The organism is Streptomyces sp. MMS24-W38, assembly GCF_059889265.1.
Genome location: NZ_JCBCPP010000001.1, coordinates 4,586,055 through 4,602,086, shown reverse-complemented (window position 1 = coordinate 4,602,086; position 16,032 = coordinate 4,586,055). Strand labels below are relative to the sequence as shown.

11 protein-coding genes and 3 pseudogenes are annotated in these 16,032 nt (G+C 72.2%); 8 read left to right on the top strand and 6 right to left on the bottom strand.

Annotated elements, in window-relative coordinates; all coding sequences use genetic code 11:
- Window positions 1-38: 38 nt before the first annotated feature.
- The 4 genes and pseudogenes from AC6F7H_RS19855 to AC6F7H_RS19840 form a co-directional block, all read right to left on the bottom strand.
- Window positions 39-1,314: pseudogene (locus tag AC6F7H_RS19855) on the bottom strand (RNA polymerase sigma factor).
- A 243-nt stretch (window positions 1,315-1,557) separates the two neighbouring features.
- Window positions 1,558-3,489 (bottom strand): DNA primase, encoded by a 1,932-nt coding sequence (dnaG, locus tag AC6F7H_RS19850; protein WP_500758277.1) that lies wholly within the window; start codon window positions 3,487-3,489, stop codon window positions 1,558-1,560.
- Window positions 3,490-3,518: 29 nt separating this feature from the next.
- The gene (locus tag AC6F7H_RS19845) at window positions 3,519-4,784 is read right to left on the bottom strand and encodes an NAD(P)/FAD-dependent oxidoreductase (RefSeq protein ID WP_500758276.1); all 1,266 of its coding nucleotides are present in this window, start codon (window positions 4,782-4,784) and stop codon (window positions 3,519-3,521) included.
- A 111-nt stretch (window positions 4,785-4,895) separates the two neighbouring features.
- On the bottom strand, window positions 4,896-6,230 hold the full coding sequence (locus tag AC6F7H_RS19840; protein ID WP_500758275.1) for a deoxyguanosinetriphosphate triphosphohydrolase: 1,335 nt from the start codon (window positions 6,228-6,230) through the stop codon (window positions 4,896-4,898).
- A gap of 295 nt (window positions 6,231-6,525) precedes the next feature.
- Here AC6F7H_RS19840 and AC6F7H_RS19835 point away from each other — a divergent pair, with 295 nt between their 5' ends.
- The 5 genes and pseudogenes from AC6F7H_RS19835 to AC6F7H_RS19815 all read left to right on the top strand — a co-directional run bounded on the left by AC6F7H_RS19835 (window position 6,526) and on the right by AC6F7H_RS19815 (window position 9,747).
- Window positions 6,526-7,260 carry a SanA/YdcF family protein gene (locus AC6F7H_RS19835; protein ID WP_500758274.1) on the top strand — a complete coding sequence of 245 codons (735 nt, stop codon included), beginning with the start codon at window positions 6,526-6,528 and terminating at the stop codon, window positions 7,258-7,260.
- A 29-nt stretch (window positions 7,261-7,289) separates the two neighbouring features.
- Window positions 7,290-7,496 carry a hypothetical protein gene (locus AC6F7H_RS19830; RefSeq protein ID WP_500758273.1) on the top strand — a complete coding sequence of 69 codons (207 nt, stop codon included), beginning with the start codon at window positions 7,290-7,292 and terminating at the stop codon, window positions 7,494-7,496.
- 169 nt (window positions 7,497-7,665) lie between these two features.
- Window positions 7,666-7,937: pseudogene (locus AC6F7H_RS19825) on the top strand (molybdopterin-dependent oxidoreductase); the annotation flags it as partial.
- 435 nt (window positions 7,938-8,372) lie between these two features.
- Window positions 8,373-8,981: a hypothetical protein gene (locus AC6F7H_RS19820; RefSeq protein ID WP_500758272.1), complete on the top strand. Its 609-nt coding sequence runs from the start codon at window positions 8,373-8,375 to the stop codon at window positions 8,979-8,981.
- A 115-nt stretch (window positions 8,982-9,096) separates the two neighbouring features.
- Window positions 9,097-9,747: a class F sortase gene (locus AC6F7H_RS19815; RefSeq protein ID WP_500758271.1), complete on the top strand. Its 651-nt coding sequence runs from the start codon at window positions 9,097-9,099 to the stop codon at window positions 9,745-9,747.
- Between the two features lie 57 nt (window positions 9,748-9,804).
- Here AC6F7H_RS19815 and AC6F7H_RS19810 read toward each other — a convergent pair whose 3' ends face one another.
- A complete protein-coding gene (locus tag AC6F7H_RS19810; RefSeq protein ID WP_363032240.1) occupies window positions 9,805-10,587 on the bottom strand; it encodes a sulfite exporter TauE/SafE family protein in 783 nt (260 codons plus the stop codon).
- Window positions 10,588-10,702: 115 nt separating this feature from the next.
- On the opposite strand from AC6F7H_RS19810, the gene AC6F7H_RS19805 reads away from it, so the two are divergent.
- The 3 genes and pseudogenes from AC6F7H_RS19805 (at window position 10,703) to AC6F7H_RS19795 (ending at window position 12,835) form a co-directional block, all read left to right on the top strand.
- Window positions 10,703-10,846, top strand: a complete 144-nt coding sequence (locus AC6F7H_RS19805) for a hypothetical protein (protein ID WP_500758270.1) — start codon at window positions 10,703-10,705, stop codon at window positions 10,844-10,846.
- A 189-nt stretch (window positions 10,847-11,035) separates the two neighbouring features.
- Window positions 11,036-12,192 (top strand): annotated as a pseudogene (locus AC6F7H_RS19800) (alkaline phosphatase PhoX).
- A 211-nt stretch (window positions 12,193-12,403) separates the two neighbouring features.
- Entirely contained in the window at window positions 12,404-12,835 is a 432-nt protein-coding gene (locus tag AC6F7H_RS19795; protein ID WP_500758269.1) for an LAETG motif-containing sortase-dependent surface protein, read from the top strand.
- A gap of 148 nt (window positions 12,836-12,983) precedes the next feature.
- Here the strand turns inward: AC6F7H_RS19795 and ppdK are convergent, their stop codons facing one another.
- Entirely contained in the window at window positions 12,984-15,746 is a 2,763-nt protein-coding gene (ppdK, locus tag AC6F7H_RS19790) for a pyruvate, phosphate dikinase (protein WP_500758268.1), read from the bottom strand.
- Window positions 15,747-16,032 lie beyond the last annotated feature (286 nt).

The following is a 16,032-nucleotide window of genomic DNA, read 5'->3' as shown; positions in this document are numbered from 1 at the left end:
CCCCCAGGGACGGGAAGGGGTGGCGGGGGCGAGGAAAGTCAGTCCAGGTAGCCGCGGAGTTGGTCGGCGAAGGCGTGGTCGCGGAGCTTGTTCAGGGTCTTGGACTCGATCTGGCGTATGCGTTCCCGCGTCACACCGAAGATGCGGCCTATCTCCTCCAGGGTGCGGGGGCGGCCGTCGACCAGCCCGTACCGCAGCTGGACGACCTTGCGCTCCCGCTCCCCCAGCGTCGACAGCACCGCCTCCAGGTGCTCCTTGAGCAGCAGGAACGCGGCCGACTCGACGGGGCTCGTGGCGTCGCCGTCCTCGATGAGGTCGCCGAGGGCCACATCGTCCTCCTCGCCCACCGGGGCGTGCAGGGAGACCGGCTCCTGGGCGAGCCGCAGCACCTCGCCGACCCGCTCGGGGGCCAGGTCGAGATGGTCGGCGACCTCGTTCGCGGTCGGTTCGTAGCCGCGTTCCTGCAGCATGCGCCGCTGGACGCGGACGACGCGGTTGATGAGCTCGACGACGTGCACGGGGACGCGGATGGTGCGGGCCTGGTCGGCCAGCGCGCGGGACATGGCCTGGCGGATCCACCAGGTGGCGTAGGTGGAGAACTTGTAGCCGCGCGCGTAGTCGAACTTCTCCACGGCCCGGATCAGACCGAGGTTGCCCTCCTGCACCAGGTCCAGCATGGTCAGCCCGCGGCCCACGTACCGTTTGGCGACGGAGACGACGAGCCGCAGATTGGCCTCGATCAGCCGCCGCTTGGCCATCCGGCCCATGACGACGAGCCGGTCCAGGTCGAGGGCGAGGCTGCTGTCCAGGTCGGGGGTGCGGCGCAGCTTCTCCTCGGCGAACAGCCCGGCCTCGACGCGGCGGGCGAGTTCGACCTCCTCGGCCGCGGTGAGCAGGGGGATGCGGCCGATCTCCCGCAGGTACTGGCGGAACAGGTCCGAGGAGGGGCTGCCGGACTCGGCGCGCGCAGGTGACGGGGCCGGCTCGGCGTGCTCGGCCGGTCCGAGCGCCGCGGACGGCGGTTCGGGCTCCGTCTCGGGGTGGTGCGCGGCCCGGCTCTGCGCGGGCACGGCCACCAGGACGTCCGCCTCCGGCCGCGCGCCGACCGTGCTCGTGTCGGTCTGGGTGAGGCTCTGGATCTGGGTCTGCACGGGGGGCGACCTCCAGGATGATCGCTGCCGGGGAGGGCGGCAGCGGTACTTCGGGAGCGGGGTCGGCGGCCTCGCCGCTGTCCGTCCCGTACGCGATGAGCGGGGCCACGGGGGTCCCGGACCCGTCGAGGACGGGTCGGCCGCGCTCCGAGGACACAGGCACCGCATCCCAGTGTGGGGTACGACACATCGTCCCCACGAGGGGCGTGCGATGACTTTTTGCGTCCGCGCGGTGACCCGGCGGTCACATCCCGCCCAGGGCCTGTCCGGCGGATCAGGTCGCAGGAAATCGACGGTGCCTTGTCGGCGCGGGTGAGCGGGGGCGATGGGGACCCCCCTTGCTCGAAGAGCTTGGGGGGAGGGCGTGCCGGATCCCGCGTCTGCGGCAGGATCCGCCGGACAGGCCCTAGAGGGCCGCCGCGCCGTGCTCGCGCAGGGACTGGTCGTACTGCTGGAGGACCCACAGTTCGTTCTGCACGGAGGCCAGTTCGGCGGGGTCGCCCTGGGAGGCGAGGCGGGTCAGCCGGCCGGCGACCTCACGGACACGGCGCTCGACGGCACGGCGGCGGACGGTGACCAGTTGGGCGCCCGCGTAGTTCTCGTCGACCTCCTTGACGCCCCGGTGCAGCATGATCGCCTCGACGGCGAGTTCGGTGACCATGGCTCGGACGGTGTCGTCGGGAGCGGCGTCGCGGACCCGGATCAGGTACTCCTGCGGGTCCTGGGCGCCGTACTCCACGCCGCCCGCCTCCAGGACGGCCTGGCGCACGGCCGCGTAGACCGGGGCGGTGAACTCGTCGACGCCGTAGGCGTCGAAGGCCGGGGAGACCAGCGCGGGGTGCTGGAGGGCGAGCTTGAGCAGTTCCCGTTCGGTGGCGAAGACGGGGTTGCGGAGGTTGAGGGCGGGGCCCCGCGGGAGTGCGGGTGCCGGGCCGGAGGCGTACTGCTGCGGGTCCCCGCCGCCGCGCTGCTGCCGGTCGGGGGCGGGGCCCTTGCCGCCGCGGTCGCGGGCCCAGCGGGCGAGCTGCGCCACCCGCTTGACCACGAACTGGGTGTCGAGGATGCCGAGCATGCCGGCGAGCTGGACGGCGACCTCGTGCTGGGCGCCGCTGTTCTTGATGCGGGCGACGACCGGGGCGGCCTCGTCGAGGGCGGCGGCGCGGCCGGCCGGGGTGTCCAGGTCGTAGCGGTTCACGATGTGGCGGAGCGCGAACTCGAAGAGCGGGGTGCGGGGTTCGGCGAGGTCGGCGACCGCTTCGTCGCCCTTGGCCAGGCGCAGGTCGCAGGGGTCCATGCCGTCGGGCGCGATGGCGATGTAGGTCTCGGCGGCGAACTTCTGGTCGTCCTCGAAGGCGCGCAGGGCCGCCTTCTGGCCGGCCGCGTCACCGTCGAAGGTGAAGATCACCCGGGCCGAGCCGTTGTCCATCAGCAGCCGGCGCAGGATCTTGATGTGGTCGTTGCCGAAGGCGGTGCCGCAGGTCGCGATGGCGGTGGTGACGCCGGCCAGGTGGCAGGCCATGACGTCGGTGTAGCCCTCGACCACGACCGCGCGGGACGACTTGGCGATGTCCTTCTTCGCCAGGTCGATGCCGTACAGCACCTGGGACTTCTTGTAGATCGCCGTCTCGGGGGTGTTGAGGTACTTGGGCCCGTTGTCCGTCTCGTAGAGCTTGCGGGCGCCGAAGCCGACGACCTCGCCGCCGATGTCGCGGATGGGCCACATCAGCCGGCCGCGGAAGCGGTCGATGGGGCCGCGGCGGCCCTCCTGTGACAGGCCGGAGAGCAGCAGTTCCTTGTCGGTGAAGCCCTTGCCGCGCAGGAAGCGGGTGAGGTGGTCCCAGCCCTGGGGGCTGTAGCCGACGGAGAAGTGCCGGGCGGCCTCCTGGTCGAAGCCCCGCTCGGCGAGGAAGGTGCGGCCGGTGTCCGCCTCGGGGGAGGTCGCGAGCTGTTCCACGTACCAGTCGGCGGCGATCCGGTGGGCCTCGACCAGGCGGATGCGCTCGCCGCGCTGGTGGGCCGGGTTGTACCCGCCCTCCTCGTAGCGCAGGGTGATGCCGGCCTGGGCGGCCAGGCGTTCGACCGCCTCGGAGAAGGAGAGGTGGTCGACCTTCATCACGAACGTGATGGTGTCGCCGCCCTCCTGGCAGCCGAAGCAGTGGAAGAGGCCCTTGCTCGGGCTCACCTGGAAGGACGGCGACTTCTCGTCGTGGAACGGGCACAGGCCCTTGAGGTTGCCACCGCCGGCGCCGCGCAGCTGGAGGTACTCGGACACCACGGCGTCGATCGGGACCGCGTCCCGTACCGCCTTCACGTCCTCGTCGTTGATCCGTCCAGCCACGCTGGAAGTCTACGGTGGTCCGCCGGGAGTCAGGAGGCGAGGCTTTCCAGTGGGACGTGCGGGTCGGCCAGGGCCTCCGTGTCCACCGGGGTCCGGGAGCGGATCAGCCGCTGGATCGGGTCCGTGACGTCCCACACGTTGACGTTCATACCGGCCAGCACCCTGCCCTCCCTCAGCCAGAACGCGATGAACTCCCGCTTGCCCGAGTCGCCCCGGAGCACGACCTGGTCGTAGGAGCCCGGGGGTGCCCAGCCGGAGTACTCCATCCCCAGGTCGTACTGGTCGCTGAAGAAGTACGGCACCCTGTCGTACGTGACCTCCCGGCCGAGCATCGCGCGGGCCGCGGCCGGGCCGCCGTTGAGTGCGTTGGCCCAGTGCTCGACGCGCATCCGGGTGCCGAACAGGGCGTGCGGGAAGGATGCGACGTCACCGGCCGCGTGGATGTCCGGGTCGGAGGTGCGCAGCCGCTCGTCGACCAGGATGCCGCCGCCGTCCGCGCGGTCGGCGATCTCCAGGCCCGCCGCCCGGGCGAGGCCGGTGCGCGGGGCGGCGCCGATCGCCGCGAGGACGGCGTGCGCCGGGTGCTCCTCGCCGTCGTCGGTGCGGGCGGCGAGGACCATGCCGTCCTGCCCGGTGATCTCGGTGAGGGTGGCGCCGAAGTGGAAGCGGACGCCGTGCTCGCCGTGCAGGTCGGCGAAGAGCTGGCCGAGCTCGGGGCCGAGGACCGAGTGCAGCGGGGTCTGCCCCCGGTGCACGAGGGTGACCTCCGCGCCGTACTCGCGGGCCGCCGCCGCGACCTCCAGGCCGATCCAGCCGCCGCCGGCGATCACCAGGTGGCCGTTGTCACGGCCGAGGGAGGTCAGGACGCCCTTGAGGCGTTCGGCGTGCGCGAGGCGGCGCAGGTGGTGGACGCCGGCCAGGCCGGTGCCCGGGATGTCCAGGCGGCGGGGCTCGGCGCCGTTGGCCAGCAGCAGTTTGTCGTAGCGGACGGTGGTGCCGTCCTCGCCGAAGCGGACGGTCTTCGCGGCGCGGTCGACGGCGTCGACGGTCTGGCCGAGGTGCAGCTCGACGTCGTGGCGCGCGTACCAGGCGGGCTCGTGCACGAAGACGCTGTCGCGTTCCTCCTTGCCGAGGAGGTAGCCCTTGGACAGGGGTGGCCGCTCGTACGGGTGGTCGCGTTCGTCGCAGATCAGCAGGACACGGCCGGTGAAGCCCTCCGTTCGCAGCGTTTCGGCCGCTTTCGCGCCGGCCAGTCCGCCTCCGACGATGACGAATGTCTGATCCGCGTCGACCACGTGATGCCTCCTCTTCAGGGTGCCGCCACCTGTGAGCGTCCCGCACACCGGGTGGTGCGGGAAGGGGGAGTGACCCGATCAGGCCACGGACGGTCGCCTTCGGGCTCCTCCTCAACCCTGCCCCGTCAGACGGGTGTGAAGCGAGCGGGCCGAGGCGTCGGTGAGGGACGCGATCTGGTCGACGATCACCCGTTTGCGGGCGCGGTCGTCCGGGGCCCGCGCGAACAGCGTGCGGAACTGCGGGTCCAGGCCGTCGGGGGCGCGGGCAGTGAGCGCCTCGGCCAGTTCGGCGACGACGATCCGCTGGTCGGCGCGGAGCAGTTCCTGCTCGGCGCGCTGTATGACGTACCGGTCGGCGACCGCCTTGAGCACGGCGCACTCCATCCGGGTCTCCCTGGGGACGACGAGTTCGGCTCCGTGGCGGGTGAGCCGGCCGCTGCCGTACCTCTGCCGGGTGGCGCCCTCGGCGGCGAGGCAGAAGCGGCCGATGAGCTGGCTGGTGGCGTCCTTGAGGCGGGCCTGGGCGACCGCGGTGCCGTCGTAGCCGTGCGGCCACCACTCCTGGGCGAGGAGCCGGTCGAGCGCCTCGGCGAGTTCCGCCGGGTCGGTGCCGGGGTCGGTGTAGCGGCCGACGGCGACGGCGAAGACCTCCTGCCGCTCGGGCTCGGCGTGCAGGAGGTTGGGGTCGATGTGGCCGGCGTGCAGGCCGTCCTCCACGTCGTGCACCGAGTAGGCCACGTCGTCGGCCCAGTCCATGACCTGGGCCTCGAAGCAGACGCGGCCCTCGGGGGCGTCCTCGCGGATCCAGTCGAAGACGGGGCGGTCGTCCTCGTAGACGCCGAACTTCGGGGAGGCCGGGTCGGTGGGGTGGCCCCCTCGGGGCCAGGGGTACTTGGTGGCGGCGTCGAGGGTGGCGCGGGTGAGGTTGAGGCCGACGGAGCCTTCGGGGGTGAACCGTTTGGGTTCGATGCGGGTGAGGAGGCGGAGCGACTGGGCGTTGCCCTCGAAGCCGCCGCAGTCCTCGGCGAACTCGTTCAGCGCCTGTTCGCCGTTGTGGCCGAAGGGCGGATGGCCCAGGTCGTGGGAGAGGCAGGCGGCCTCCACGAGGTCCGGGTCGCAGCCGAGGGCGGCACCGAGCTCCCGGCCCACCTGGGCGCACTCGAGGGAGTGGGTGAGGCGGGTGCGGGGACTGGCGTCCCAGACCGGGCTGGCCGCTCCGGGGGTGACGACCTGGGTCTTGCCGGCCAGGCGGCGCAGGGCCGCCGAATGCAGCACGCGTGCGCGGTCGCGCTGGAAGGCGGTACGCCCGGGGCGCTTGTCGGGTTCGGCGGCCCAGCGGGCGAGCGAGGCCGACGTGTAGCCGGGGGGCGGGGTGTGGTTCCGCCGCGCCTGTTCCTGCGCCTGCGCTGCGGGGCCGGTGGGGACGGGGGTGCCGGTGCCTGCCATGTTTCGACACTACGGCCCCCCGGTGACAGCGGGCACGACAGCCCGGGTCCGCCCGTGCGGCGTCGGGCAGCCGGGGGCTGGCTCGGCGGCGCGGGGACGGGGCCGTCCGGGCCTGGTCGTGGCAGTGGAGGAGAAGGGCCAGGGCAGGCCCACGCACGGCGCGAGCCCGTTCGAGCCACTGCTCCTCCTCCCCTCCCCCGCCCACCGTGAAGCCGATCACAGGGCACGGCTGAACCGGAGGGCGTGCCGATGCGTCTCCGAGGTCGAGGACCGACCGGGGGAGGGTGCCCGTCCGATGCTTGACCTGTTGCGCCGCGTGAGGACCCGCGGGTTCCGCCGACCGCGCCTGCTGCACCTGCCGCGCACCCGTACCGGTCGGCGGCGGCTGGTGCAGACGGGGATGGCGGCGTGCGTCCTGGCGCTGCTGCCGGCGACGTGGATGCACCTGGCGGCGGACGGCCGCCTGCGCACCACCGCCGACGTGCCCCGCACGGACGTCGCCGTGGTCTTCGGCGCGGGCCTGTGGGACGGGGAGCCGTCGCCGTATCTCGCACGCCGACTGAACGCGGCGGCCGAGCTGTACCGGACGGGCCGGATCGAGGTGGTCCTGGTCACCGGCGACAACAGCCGTGAGGAGTACGACGAGCCGGACGCGATGCGCGCCTATCTGACCCGGCACGGCGTGCCCGACGCACGGATCGTCAGCGACTACGCGGGCTTCGACACCTGGGACTCCTGCGTCCGCGCGAAGAAGATCTTCGGCGTGGACCGGGCCGTGCTGATCAGCCAGGGCTTCCACATCCGCCGCGCGGTCACGCTGTGCCGGGCGGCCGGTGTCTCCTCGTACGGCGTCGGCGTCGACGACCGGCACGACGTCACCTGGTACTACGGGGGCGTCCGGGAGATCTTCGCCGCGGGGAAGGCGGCGGCGGACGCGGCGTTCCGTCCGGACCCGCACTTCCTCGGGCCGGAGGAGCCCGGGGTGCAGCAGGCCCTGGCGGACATCCACGCCCCGAAAACCGCGGACTGACGGCGCGCATGTCGCCGTAGGCTCACGCCATGACGGACACGACGCGGATCACGGTGACGCTTCCCACCGAGCAGGTCGCCGAAGCGGTGGCTCGTCGACTGCGACACCAGTTGCTCGGCACTGACCTGGTGCGTCATCAGGAAGAGCATGGCTCCTTCACCGAAGAAGAGCCGGCCGAGGCTCGCTTCCGGATCTTCGGGACGCCCGGCGCCGACCGCCGGTGTCTGAACAGATGACACCCGCGCCCTCGGTCTCACCGCGCGCCCACGGTCCCGGGGAGGTCGCCGCCCCCGGTGTGCAACCGGGGGCGGTGCGGGGCGTGACACGGGGGGCGCAGGGGGTGGGCGGTATGGAGAGTTCTCCGGGACGCCCACGCACTGCCCGTACTGCGCGCTGCAGTGGGGGATGAATCTGACGCAGGCCCCGGACGGGACGACCGTCGAGGTGCGGGAGCGGGCGGACTCTCCAGTGAACCGGGGGCGCTGTGCGGGAAGGGGCGTACGGCCCCCGCTGTGCTGTCGTCGAGCGTGCGGTCGGCCTCGCCGCTGGTGCGGTCCGGGGCGGGTGTGCTGGTGCCGGCCTCCTGGGAGGAGGCGCTGGAGCGGGTCGCCGAGGGGCTGGGGCGGACGCGTGCGGAGTACGGGGCAGGCGCGGTCGGGGTGTTCGGCGGAGCCGGGCGGTGACGCCGGCGCGGAGCACCTCCGCGATCCGTCCCTACACCGTGTTCATGCCGTTCCACCGGGCCGGCGGAGGCCGCGCCGTCACCCTCACCCACCCCGCCCTGGCCCCGGCCTCACGATGCCGGGGCTCAAGGTGTGCGCGGTACGGATGGAGGCGGTGACGCCGTGAGCGGGTCACCCGTTCACAGGCGTGCGGTGCGCCCTTCGGGTTCTTTCCCCGGACGGGGCCGCCGTACGTCGGTGACCTGCCGGAACAGGAGGCGGGCAGGCCCCGGCCGGACGGGTCCGACACCCGTTCACCCCATTTCTGACTTCTTTTCAAAGAGCGCGCCGTGCCCGATGGTACTTACCTCGGACAGGCAGGGACGCGACTGACGGCGGCACATGGGGGTGCTGCGGGCGTGACCCCTGCGTGAGCTCGAGGGAGCATCGATGCGAGGTACCGCCCGGTTGCTGACCGGCCTGCCCGGTGGGCCCGGCCTGCCCGGTGGAGCCGGTCTGGCCGGCCCCGCGCTCGCTCTGGCCGCCGTGGGGCTGCTCGTCGCCCCCGCCGGATACGCCGGGGAGGCGGACGCCGCCCCGGCGGGGCACTCCCGCGGCACGGCGTCCGGGAACCTGGAGGTGTACCCCTCCTCGGTCGTGGCCGGCGCGCAGGTGACGGTGAACACCGCGGCGTGCGGGGACCGCGACACGGTCGCGGGGGACGCCACCGCCGTGGGCGCCGGCCGTTTCACCCTGGCGCCGAGCGCGCACGAGCGGGACTCGATCGGCCGGTTCCGGGTGCCGCCGGGCGCGCAGCCGGGGACGTACGAGATCGTCGCGAAATGCTCCGCCGGCGGGCAGCGGGTGACCGGCGACCTGGTGGTCAGACTGACGTCCGCGGCCCAGCAGGTGCATCCGTACGGAAGTGTGAAGACGGGGGTCGGCAGTGCCCTGGGCCCCGACCCCGTACAGACCGCGGCCGGCGTGGCGACGCTCGCCGTCGCCGCCGCGGGCGGTACCTGGTTCCTGCATCGCCGGGCGAGAGGCGACGGGATCTGACGGGCACCCTCCGCTGCCCGTCCACCGGTACCGCATGTCCCCTCCCCCTCCGGGTCCGCCCCCCCCTCGCGGCCCGGAGGGGGCACGGGGCCGACTCCGAAGAGGTCAGTCCACGATGCACAGCAGGTTCGGCCGGGCCGGCGGCCCGAGCGACACGGCCATAGCCTCCGTGAGCGTGTTCGCCCTGTGCTGCGGGCTGTGGCTGCTGCGCGACGCGGCCGAGACGCACGCCCCTCCCCAGCCGTCCGCCGTCCAGGCCCACTCCGGGCGCGTCGGTCTCGTCGCCGGCCGCCCCGCCGCGCTGCCGCCCTCCCCGCCGGACCGGGTCCGCATCCCCGCGATCGACGTGGACGCGCCGCTGACGGGCCTCGGGCTGACCGGCACCGGCAGCCTCGACGTGCCGCCGCCCGAGCGGAAGAACCTGGCCGGCTGGTACGAGGCCGGCACCACGCCCGGCGAGCGGGGCACCGCGATCATCGCGGGCCATGTCGACAACGCCGACGGCCCCGCCGTCTTCTACTCCCTGGGCGCCCTGCGCAAGGGCAGCACCGTCGAGGTGGACCGGCTGGACGGCCGCACCGCCGTGTTCACGGTGCACGCCGTGGAGGCGTACGACGCGAGGGACTTCCCCGACGAACAGGTCTACGGCGCGGCGGAACGGCCCGAACTGCGGATCATCACCTGCGGCGGCGGCTGGTCACGCGGCACCGGCTACCGGGGCAACGTCGTCGTCTACGCCCACCTGACGGGCAGCCACAGCCACTGACGCACGCCGGGGCGCGACGCGCGTGGTCCCCCCTCTGAAGTTCCGCGGCCCGCGGCCTCAGGCCAGCCACTGTTCGTACGCCATGTTCGCCACCAGGGCGAAGACGACCGTCAGCAGGACGATGCGGACGAAGCCGCTGCCCTTCTTCAGGGCCGTGTGGGCGCCGAGCATGCCGCCCGCGAGGTTGAACACGGCCATCAGGGCCGCCAGCTGCCACAGCACCGCGCCCTGCCAGGCGAACATCGCCAGCGCGCCCGCGTTGGTGCAGCAGTTGACGATCTTCGCGGTGGCGGAGGCGGTGACGAGGTCGAGGTGGAGCAGCGCGGTGAGCGCCAGGACGAGGAACGTACCGGTGCCGGGACCGATGAGACCGTCGTAGAAACCGATGCCCAGGCCGCCGAGGCCGATCGCGGCGAGGACGCGGCGGCGCGTGACCGGGCCGGGTGCGGGCGCGGTACCGAAGGACGGACGGAGGATGACGAAGGCGGCCACGGCGAGCAGCACCACCATGATCACCGGTTTGAGGACCTCGGTGCTCATCCCGGCGGCGAGGAAGGCGCCGCCCGACGACCCGGCGAGGGCGGCGAGACCGATGCGTACGGCGGTACGGACGTCCACCGGGGCCTTGCGTGCGTAGGTGATCGCCGCGCCCGTGGTGCCGACGATGGCGACCGCCTTGTTGGTGCCCAGCGCGTGCGCGGCCGGGGTGCCGGCGGGCAGGCCCAGCAGCAGGGCCGGCAGGAGCAGCAGCCCGCCGCCACCGACCACGGCGTCGATCCAGCCGGCGGCGAGCGCCGCGAGGCAGAGGAGAATGACGGTGGTCAGCGAGATGTCGGGCATGGCCGTGACCCTATGGACCGGATAGTTGTGCCGTCCATCGAGATGAGCTTTTCCTGAGGTTGAGCGTCCTCGTACCCGCACCGCAGGCTCAGGGGGCATCACCTCGAACGGGCGTGTGGTGGTGATCGGCACCGGCCTCGCGGCGCGCACCGTCGCCTGCGCGGGCGGTTCGGTGGCCGCGTACGACCGACTCGTCCTGGCCACCGGCTCCTGCCCGTTCGTGCCGCCGGTGCCCGGGCGGACGACACGGTCCGGCTGACCACATACGAGGTCAGGGCGGCGTGAGCCCGCAGAAGGCCGGGCACACGGGTCGGGTGGTGCCCAGGACGGCCACCCGCCGGTACGCCTTCGGTCATGAGGTGTCCATGCCGGACCCGTAGGTTCCGTGACCGCACGACCCCGTCACCGACCGGTGGCGGGACGGTTCACGGCACCTCCAGGAGCGGCAGTGGAACGTCGTACCTTCCTTCGTGCGAGCGCCATGGGCGGCACCGGTGCGGTCCTCGGTGGCGCACTCTGGCACAGCGCCGCGTACGCGGCGCCCGCCCAGCCCGGCACCGGCCCGTACGGTGCTCTCGGCGCGGCGGACGCCAACGGGATCCGGCTGCCGCCGGGTTCACCAGCAGAGTGATCGCCCGTTCCGGCCGGCAGGTCCCGGGCACCTCGTACACCTGGCACAACGCCCCCGACGGCGGCGCCTGTTACGCGGACGGCAGCGGCTGGATCTACGTCTCCAACTCGGAGATCGACCCCTCCGGCGGAGCGGGCGCGGTGCGCTTCTCGGCCACCGGCGCCATCACGGGCGCGTACCGCATCCTGTCCGGCACCCGGCAGAACTGCGCGGGCGGCAGCACTCCGTGGAACACCTGGCTGTCCTGCGAGGAGGTGGACCGCGGTTACGTCTACGAGACCGACCCGTGGGGGGTGAAGGCGGCGGTCCGCCGGGACGCGATGGGCCGCTTCAAGCACGAGGCGGCGGCCGCCGACCCGGTCCGCAGGGTCGTCTACCTGACCGAGGACGTCCCGGACGGCTGCTTCTACCGCTTCCGACCGACGACGTGGGGCGACCTTTCCTCCGGCACGCTGGAGGTACTGGTGGGGGGCAGCGGCACCAGCGGCCCGGTGAACTGGGCGCGGGTCCCCGACCCGTCCGGCGCCACCGCCACCCGCAACCAGGTCTCCGGCGCCAAACGCTTCAACGGCGGCGAGGGCTGCCACTACGCGAACGACACCTGCTGGTTCACCACCAAGGGCGACAACCGCGTCTGGCAGTACGACGCCTCCGCCCAGACCATCGAACTCGCCTACGACGACTCCCTGGTACCGGGCGGCGCCGCTCCCCTGACCGGCGTCGACAACGTCACCGGCTCCTCCTCCGGCGACCTGTTCGTGGCCGAGGACGGCGGCAACATGGAGGTCTGCGTCATCACCCCCGACGACGTCGTGGCCCCCTTCCTGCGGGTGGACGGCCAGTCCGGTTCCGAGATCACCGGCCCGGCCTTCTCCCCGGACGGCACCCGCCTGTACTTCTCCAGCCAGCGCGGCACGAGCGGCAGTTCGTCCGGCGGCATCACCTACGAGGTGAAGGGCCCGTTCCGCACCTGACCACTCCCCCCCGTCCATGCGGGCGCGGCGCACGGAGCGCGCCCGCATGAACGGAGAGCTACCGTCCGGTCACGTCACGTTCGCGTCACGGGTCCACAAAACCTCCACGCACTCCCCCAGCCCCTCCCCTACCGTCGGCAGCTCACACCCGGCAGACCGCCCCGGACAGGGGCATGCCGCCGGATATCCGCACATGGCTGGGAGTTTCCCCGTGAACCTGTCCTACAAGTCCGCCGCCGTGACCGTCGCCGCGCTCGCCCTGGCCGTCCTGCCGGCCACCTCCGCCGTGGCCCACGAGGGCGCCTTCAAGAACTGCACCGAGGCGTACGAGGCCGGGTACTCCGACATCAAGGCGGGCAGCGAGCACTACGGCAAGCACCTGGACCGCGACAACGACGGCATCGGCTGCGACGACGCGCCGGCGGACTTCGTCCCCGTCGGCGACAGGGACAGCGGCTCGGACGACGGCGCCACCGGCTCCGACGCCGGCGACAAGGGCACCACCGAGAAGGGCGGCGGCACCGACCTCGCCGAGACCGGCGGCAACAGCGCCACCCCGTACATCGCGGCCGGCGGCGCGGCCGTCGTCCTGGCGGGCGGCGCCGTCCTGTTCGCCTCCCGCAGGCGCCGCGGCACGAACTGATCCACGCCGGGCCGAGGACACGGGAAACGGCGGCACCCCCGCACGGGTGCCGCCGTTTCCTTTCGTGATCCGGAGCCGTTGCCGATCGGTGAGGGTGGTCGGGTGACAGGCAACGGCTCCGGGGTTCGCGCGCCCCGGGGACCGGGACTCAGCGGTGGTCGCTGCCGTTCGAGGTGACCGCGGCGCGGCCGGCCTCCAGGCGGGCGACGGGGATGCGGAACGGGGAGCAGGAGACGTAGTCCAGGCCGACCTCGTGGAAGAAGTGGACCGACTCCGGGTCGCCGCCGTGCTCGCCGCAGACGCCGAGCTTGAGGCCGGGGCGGGTGGCGCGGCCGGCCTCGGCGGCGAGCTTCACCAGGGAGCCGACGCCGTCCCGGTCGATCGTCTCGAACGGGGAGACGCCGAAGATGCCCTTCTCCAGGTAGGCCGTGAAGAAGCTGGCCTCCACGTCGTCCCGGCTGAAGCCCCACACCGTCTGGGTGAGGTCGTTGGTGCCGAAGGAGAAGAACTCGGCGGCCTCGGCGATCTGGCCGGCGGTCAGGGCGGCGCGCGGCAGCTCGATCATCGTGCCGATGGCGAGCTTCAGCCGCGTGCCGGTGGCCTTCTCGACCTCCGCGATGACCTGGTCGGCCTCCTCTCGGACGATCTCCAGCTCCTGGACCGTGCCGACCAGCGGAATCATGATCTCGGCGCGCGGGTCGCCCTTGGCCGCCCGGCGCTCGGCCGCCGCCTCGGCGATGGCCCGCACCTGCATGGTGAACAGGCCGGGGATGACCAGGCCGAGGCGGACTCCGCGCAGGCCCAGCATCGGGTTCTGCTCGTGCAGCCGGTGCACGGCCTGGAGGAGGCGCAGTTCGTTCTCGTGCGGCTCCTGCCGGGACTCGGCGAGGGCCACGCGGACCGACAGCTCGGTGATGTCGGGCAGGAACTCGTGCAGCGGCGGGTCGAGGAGCCGGATGGTGACCGGAAGGCCGTCCATCCCCTCGAACAGCTCGACGAAGTCCTGCCGCTGCAGCGGGAGCAGCGCCTTCAGGGACTCGTCGCGCTCGGCCTCGGTGTCGGCCAGGATCAGCCGCTCCACCAGCTCGCGCCGGTCGCCGAGGAACATGTGCTCGGTGCGGCACAGGCCGATGCCCTGGGCGCCGAAGCGGCGGGCGCGCAGCGCGTCCTCGGCGTTGTCGGCGTTGGCGCGCACCCGCAGCCGGCGCTTGCGGTCGGCGAAGGCCATCATCCGGTGGACCGCCTCGACCAGTTCGTCGGCGTCGTCGGCACCCGGGTGCATCCGGCCCTCGAAGTACTCCACGACCGGGGACGGGACGACGGGTACCTCACCGAGGTAGACCTTGCCGGTGGAACCGTCGATGGAGATCAGGTCGCCTTCCTCGACGACGTGCCCGCCGGGGACGGTCATCCGGCGGCGCTTGGTGTCGACCTCCAGCTCCTCCGCGCCGCACACACAGGTCTTGCCCATGCCGCGTGCGACGACGGCGGCGTGCGAGGTCTTGCCGCCACGGGAGGTGAGGATGCCCTCGGCGGCGATCATGCCGTCCAGGTCGTCGGGGTTGGTCTCGCGACGGACCAGGATGACCTTCTCACCGGAGCGGGACCACTTGACGGCCGTGTACGAGTCGAAGACCGCCTTGCCGACCGCCGCGCCCGGCGAGGCCGCGATGCCGCGCCCGATCTTCTCGACCTTCGCCTCCTCGTCGAAGCGCGGGAACATCAGCTGGGCGAGCTGCGCGCCGGTGACACGGGTGAGCGCCTCGGCCTCGTCGATCAGGCCCTGGTCGACCAGCTGGGTGGCGATCCGGAAGGCCGCGCCCGCGGTGCGCTTGCCGACGCGGGTCTGGAGCATCCACAGCTGACCGCGCTCGATGGTGAACTCGATGTCGCAGAGATCCTTGTAGTGGTTCTCCAGCGTCTCCATGATCTGCATCAGCTGGTCGTACGACTTCTTGTCGATCTGCTCCAGATCGGCGAGCGGCACGGTGTTGCGGATGCCCGCGACCACGTCCTCGCCCTGTGCGTTCTCCAGGTAGTCGCCGTAGACGCCCTGCTGGCCGGAGGCGGGGTCGCGGGTGAAGGCCACGCCGGTGCCGCCGCCCCTGGATGTTTCAGTCGGGCCGAGGTTGCCGAAGACCATGGAGCAGACGTTGACGGCCGTGCCCAGGTCGTGCGGGATGCGCTCCTGGCGGCGGTAGAGCTTGGCCCGGTCGGTGTTCCAGGAGTCGAAGACCGCGTGGATGGCGAGGTCCATCTGCTCGCGCGGGTCCTGCGGGAAGTCCCGGCCGGCCTCGGTCTTGACGATCTTCTTGAACCTGGTGACCAGCTTCTTGAGGTCGGCGGCCTCCAGCTCGGTGTCGACCGCGACCTTCTTGGCCGTCTTCGCCGCCTCCAGCGCGTCCTCGAAGAGGTCGCCGTCGACGCCGAGGACGGTCTTGCCGAACATCTGGATGAGGCGCCGGTAGGAGTCCCAGGCGAAACGGTCGTCGCCGGCCTGCTTGGCCAGGCCCTGCACGGACTTGTCGGAGAGGCCGATGTTCAGGACGGTGTCCATCATGCCGGGCATGGAGAACTTCGCCCCGGAGCGGACCGACACCAGGAGGGGGTTGTCGGGCTGGCCGAGCTTCTTGCCCATCGCCGCTTCGAGGGCGTCGAGGTGCGCACTCACCTCGTCACGCAGTGCCGCCGGCTCCTCACCGCTGTCCAGGTAGACCTTGCAGGCCTCCGTGGTGATGGTGAAGCCGGGAGGGACGGGAAGACCCAGATTGGTCATCTCGGCGAGGTTCGCACCTTTGCCGCCGAGCAGGTCCTTGAGGTCCTTGTTGCCCTCGGTGAAGTCGTAGACGAACTTCACGCCCTCAACACTCCCGCCCTGCTGGGCTCCATGGAGATCTTTGTTTTCCGACACGGGTCTCGACTCCTCGAGGACGCGGTGGCTGCCCTGACGAGCAGGAACATACCCAGATCAAAGGCGTATGGGTACGTCCACACGTCCACCATGCGGCTGGGAGCACTCCGCCGCCACTGGATCAAAAGTCAAAGACAAGTCAAGGTTTGGCAAGAAATTACAGCCCCGTGTGTTCACTTCTTGAACACTAGGATTCCGGATTGGGCCGCTCTACGCGCTCACCTGAGCAACGATCGGCACGTCTGATTTCGCTCGATGAACGATCAAAGGATGGCACCCAGTGCCA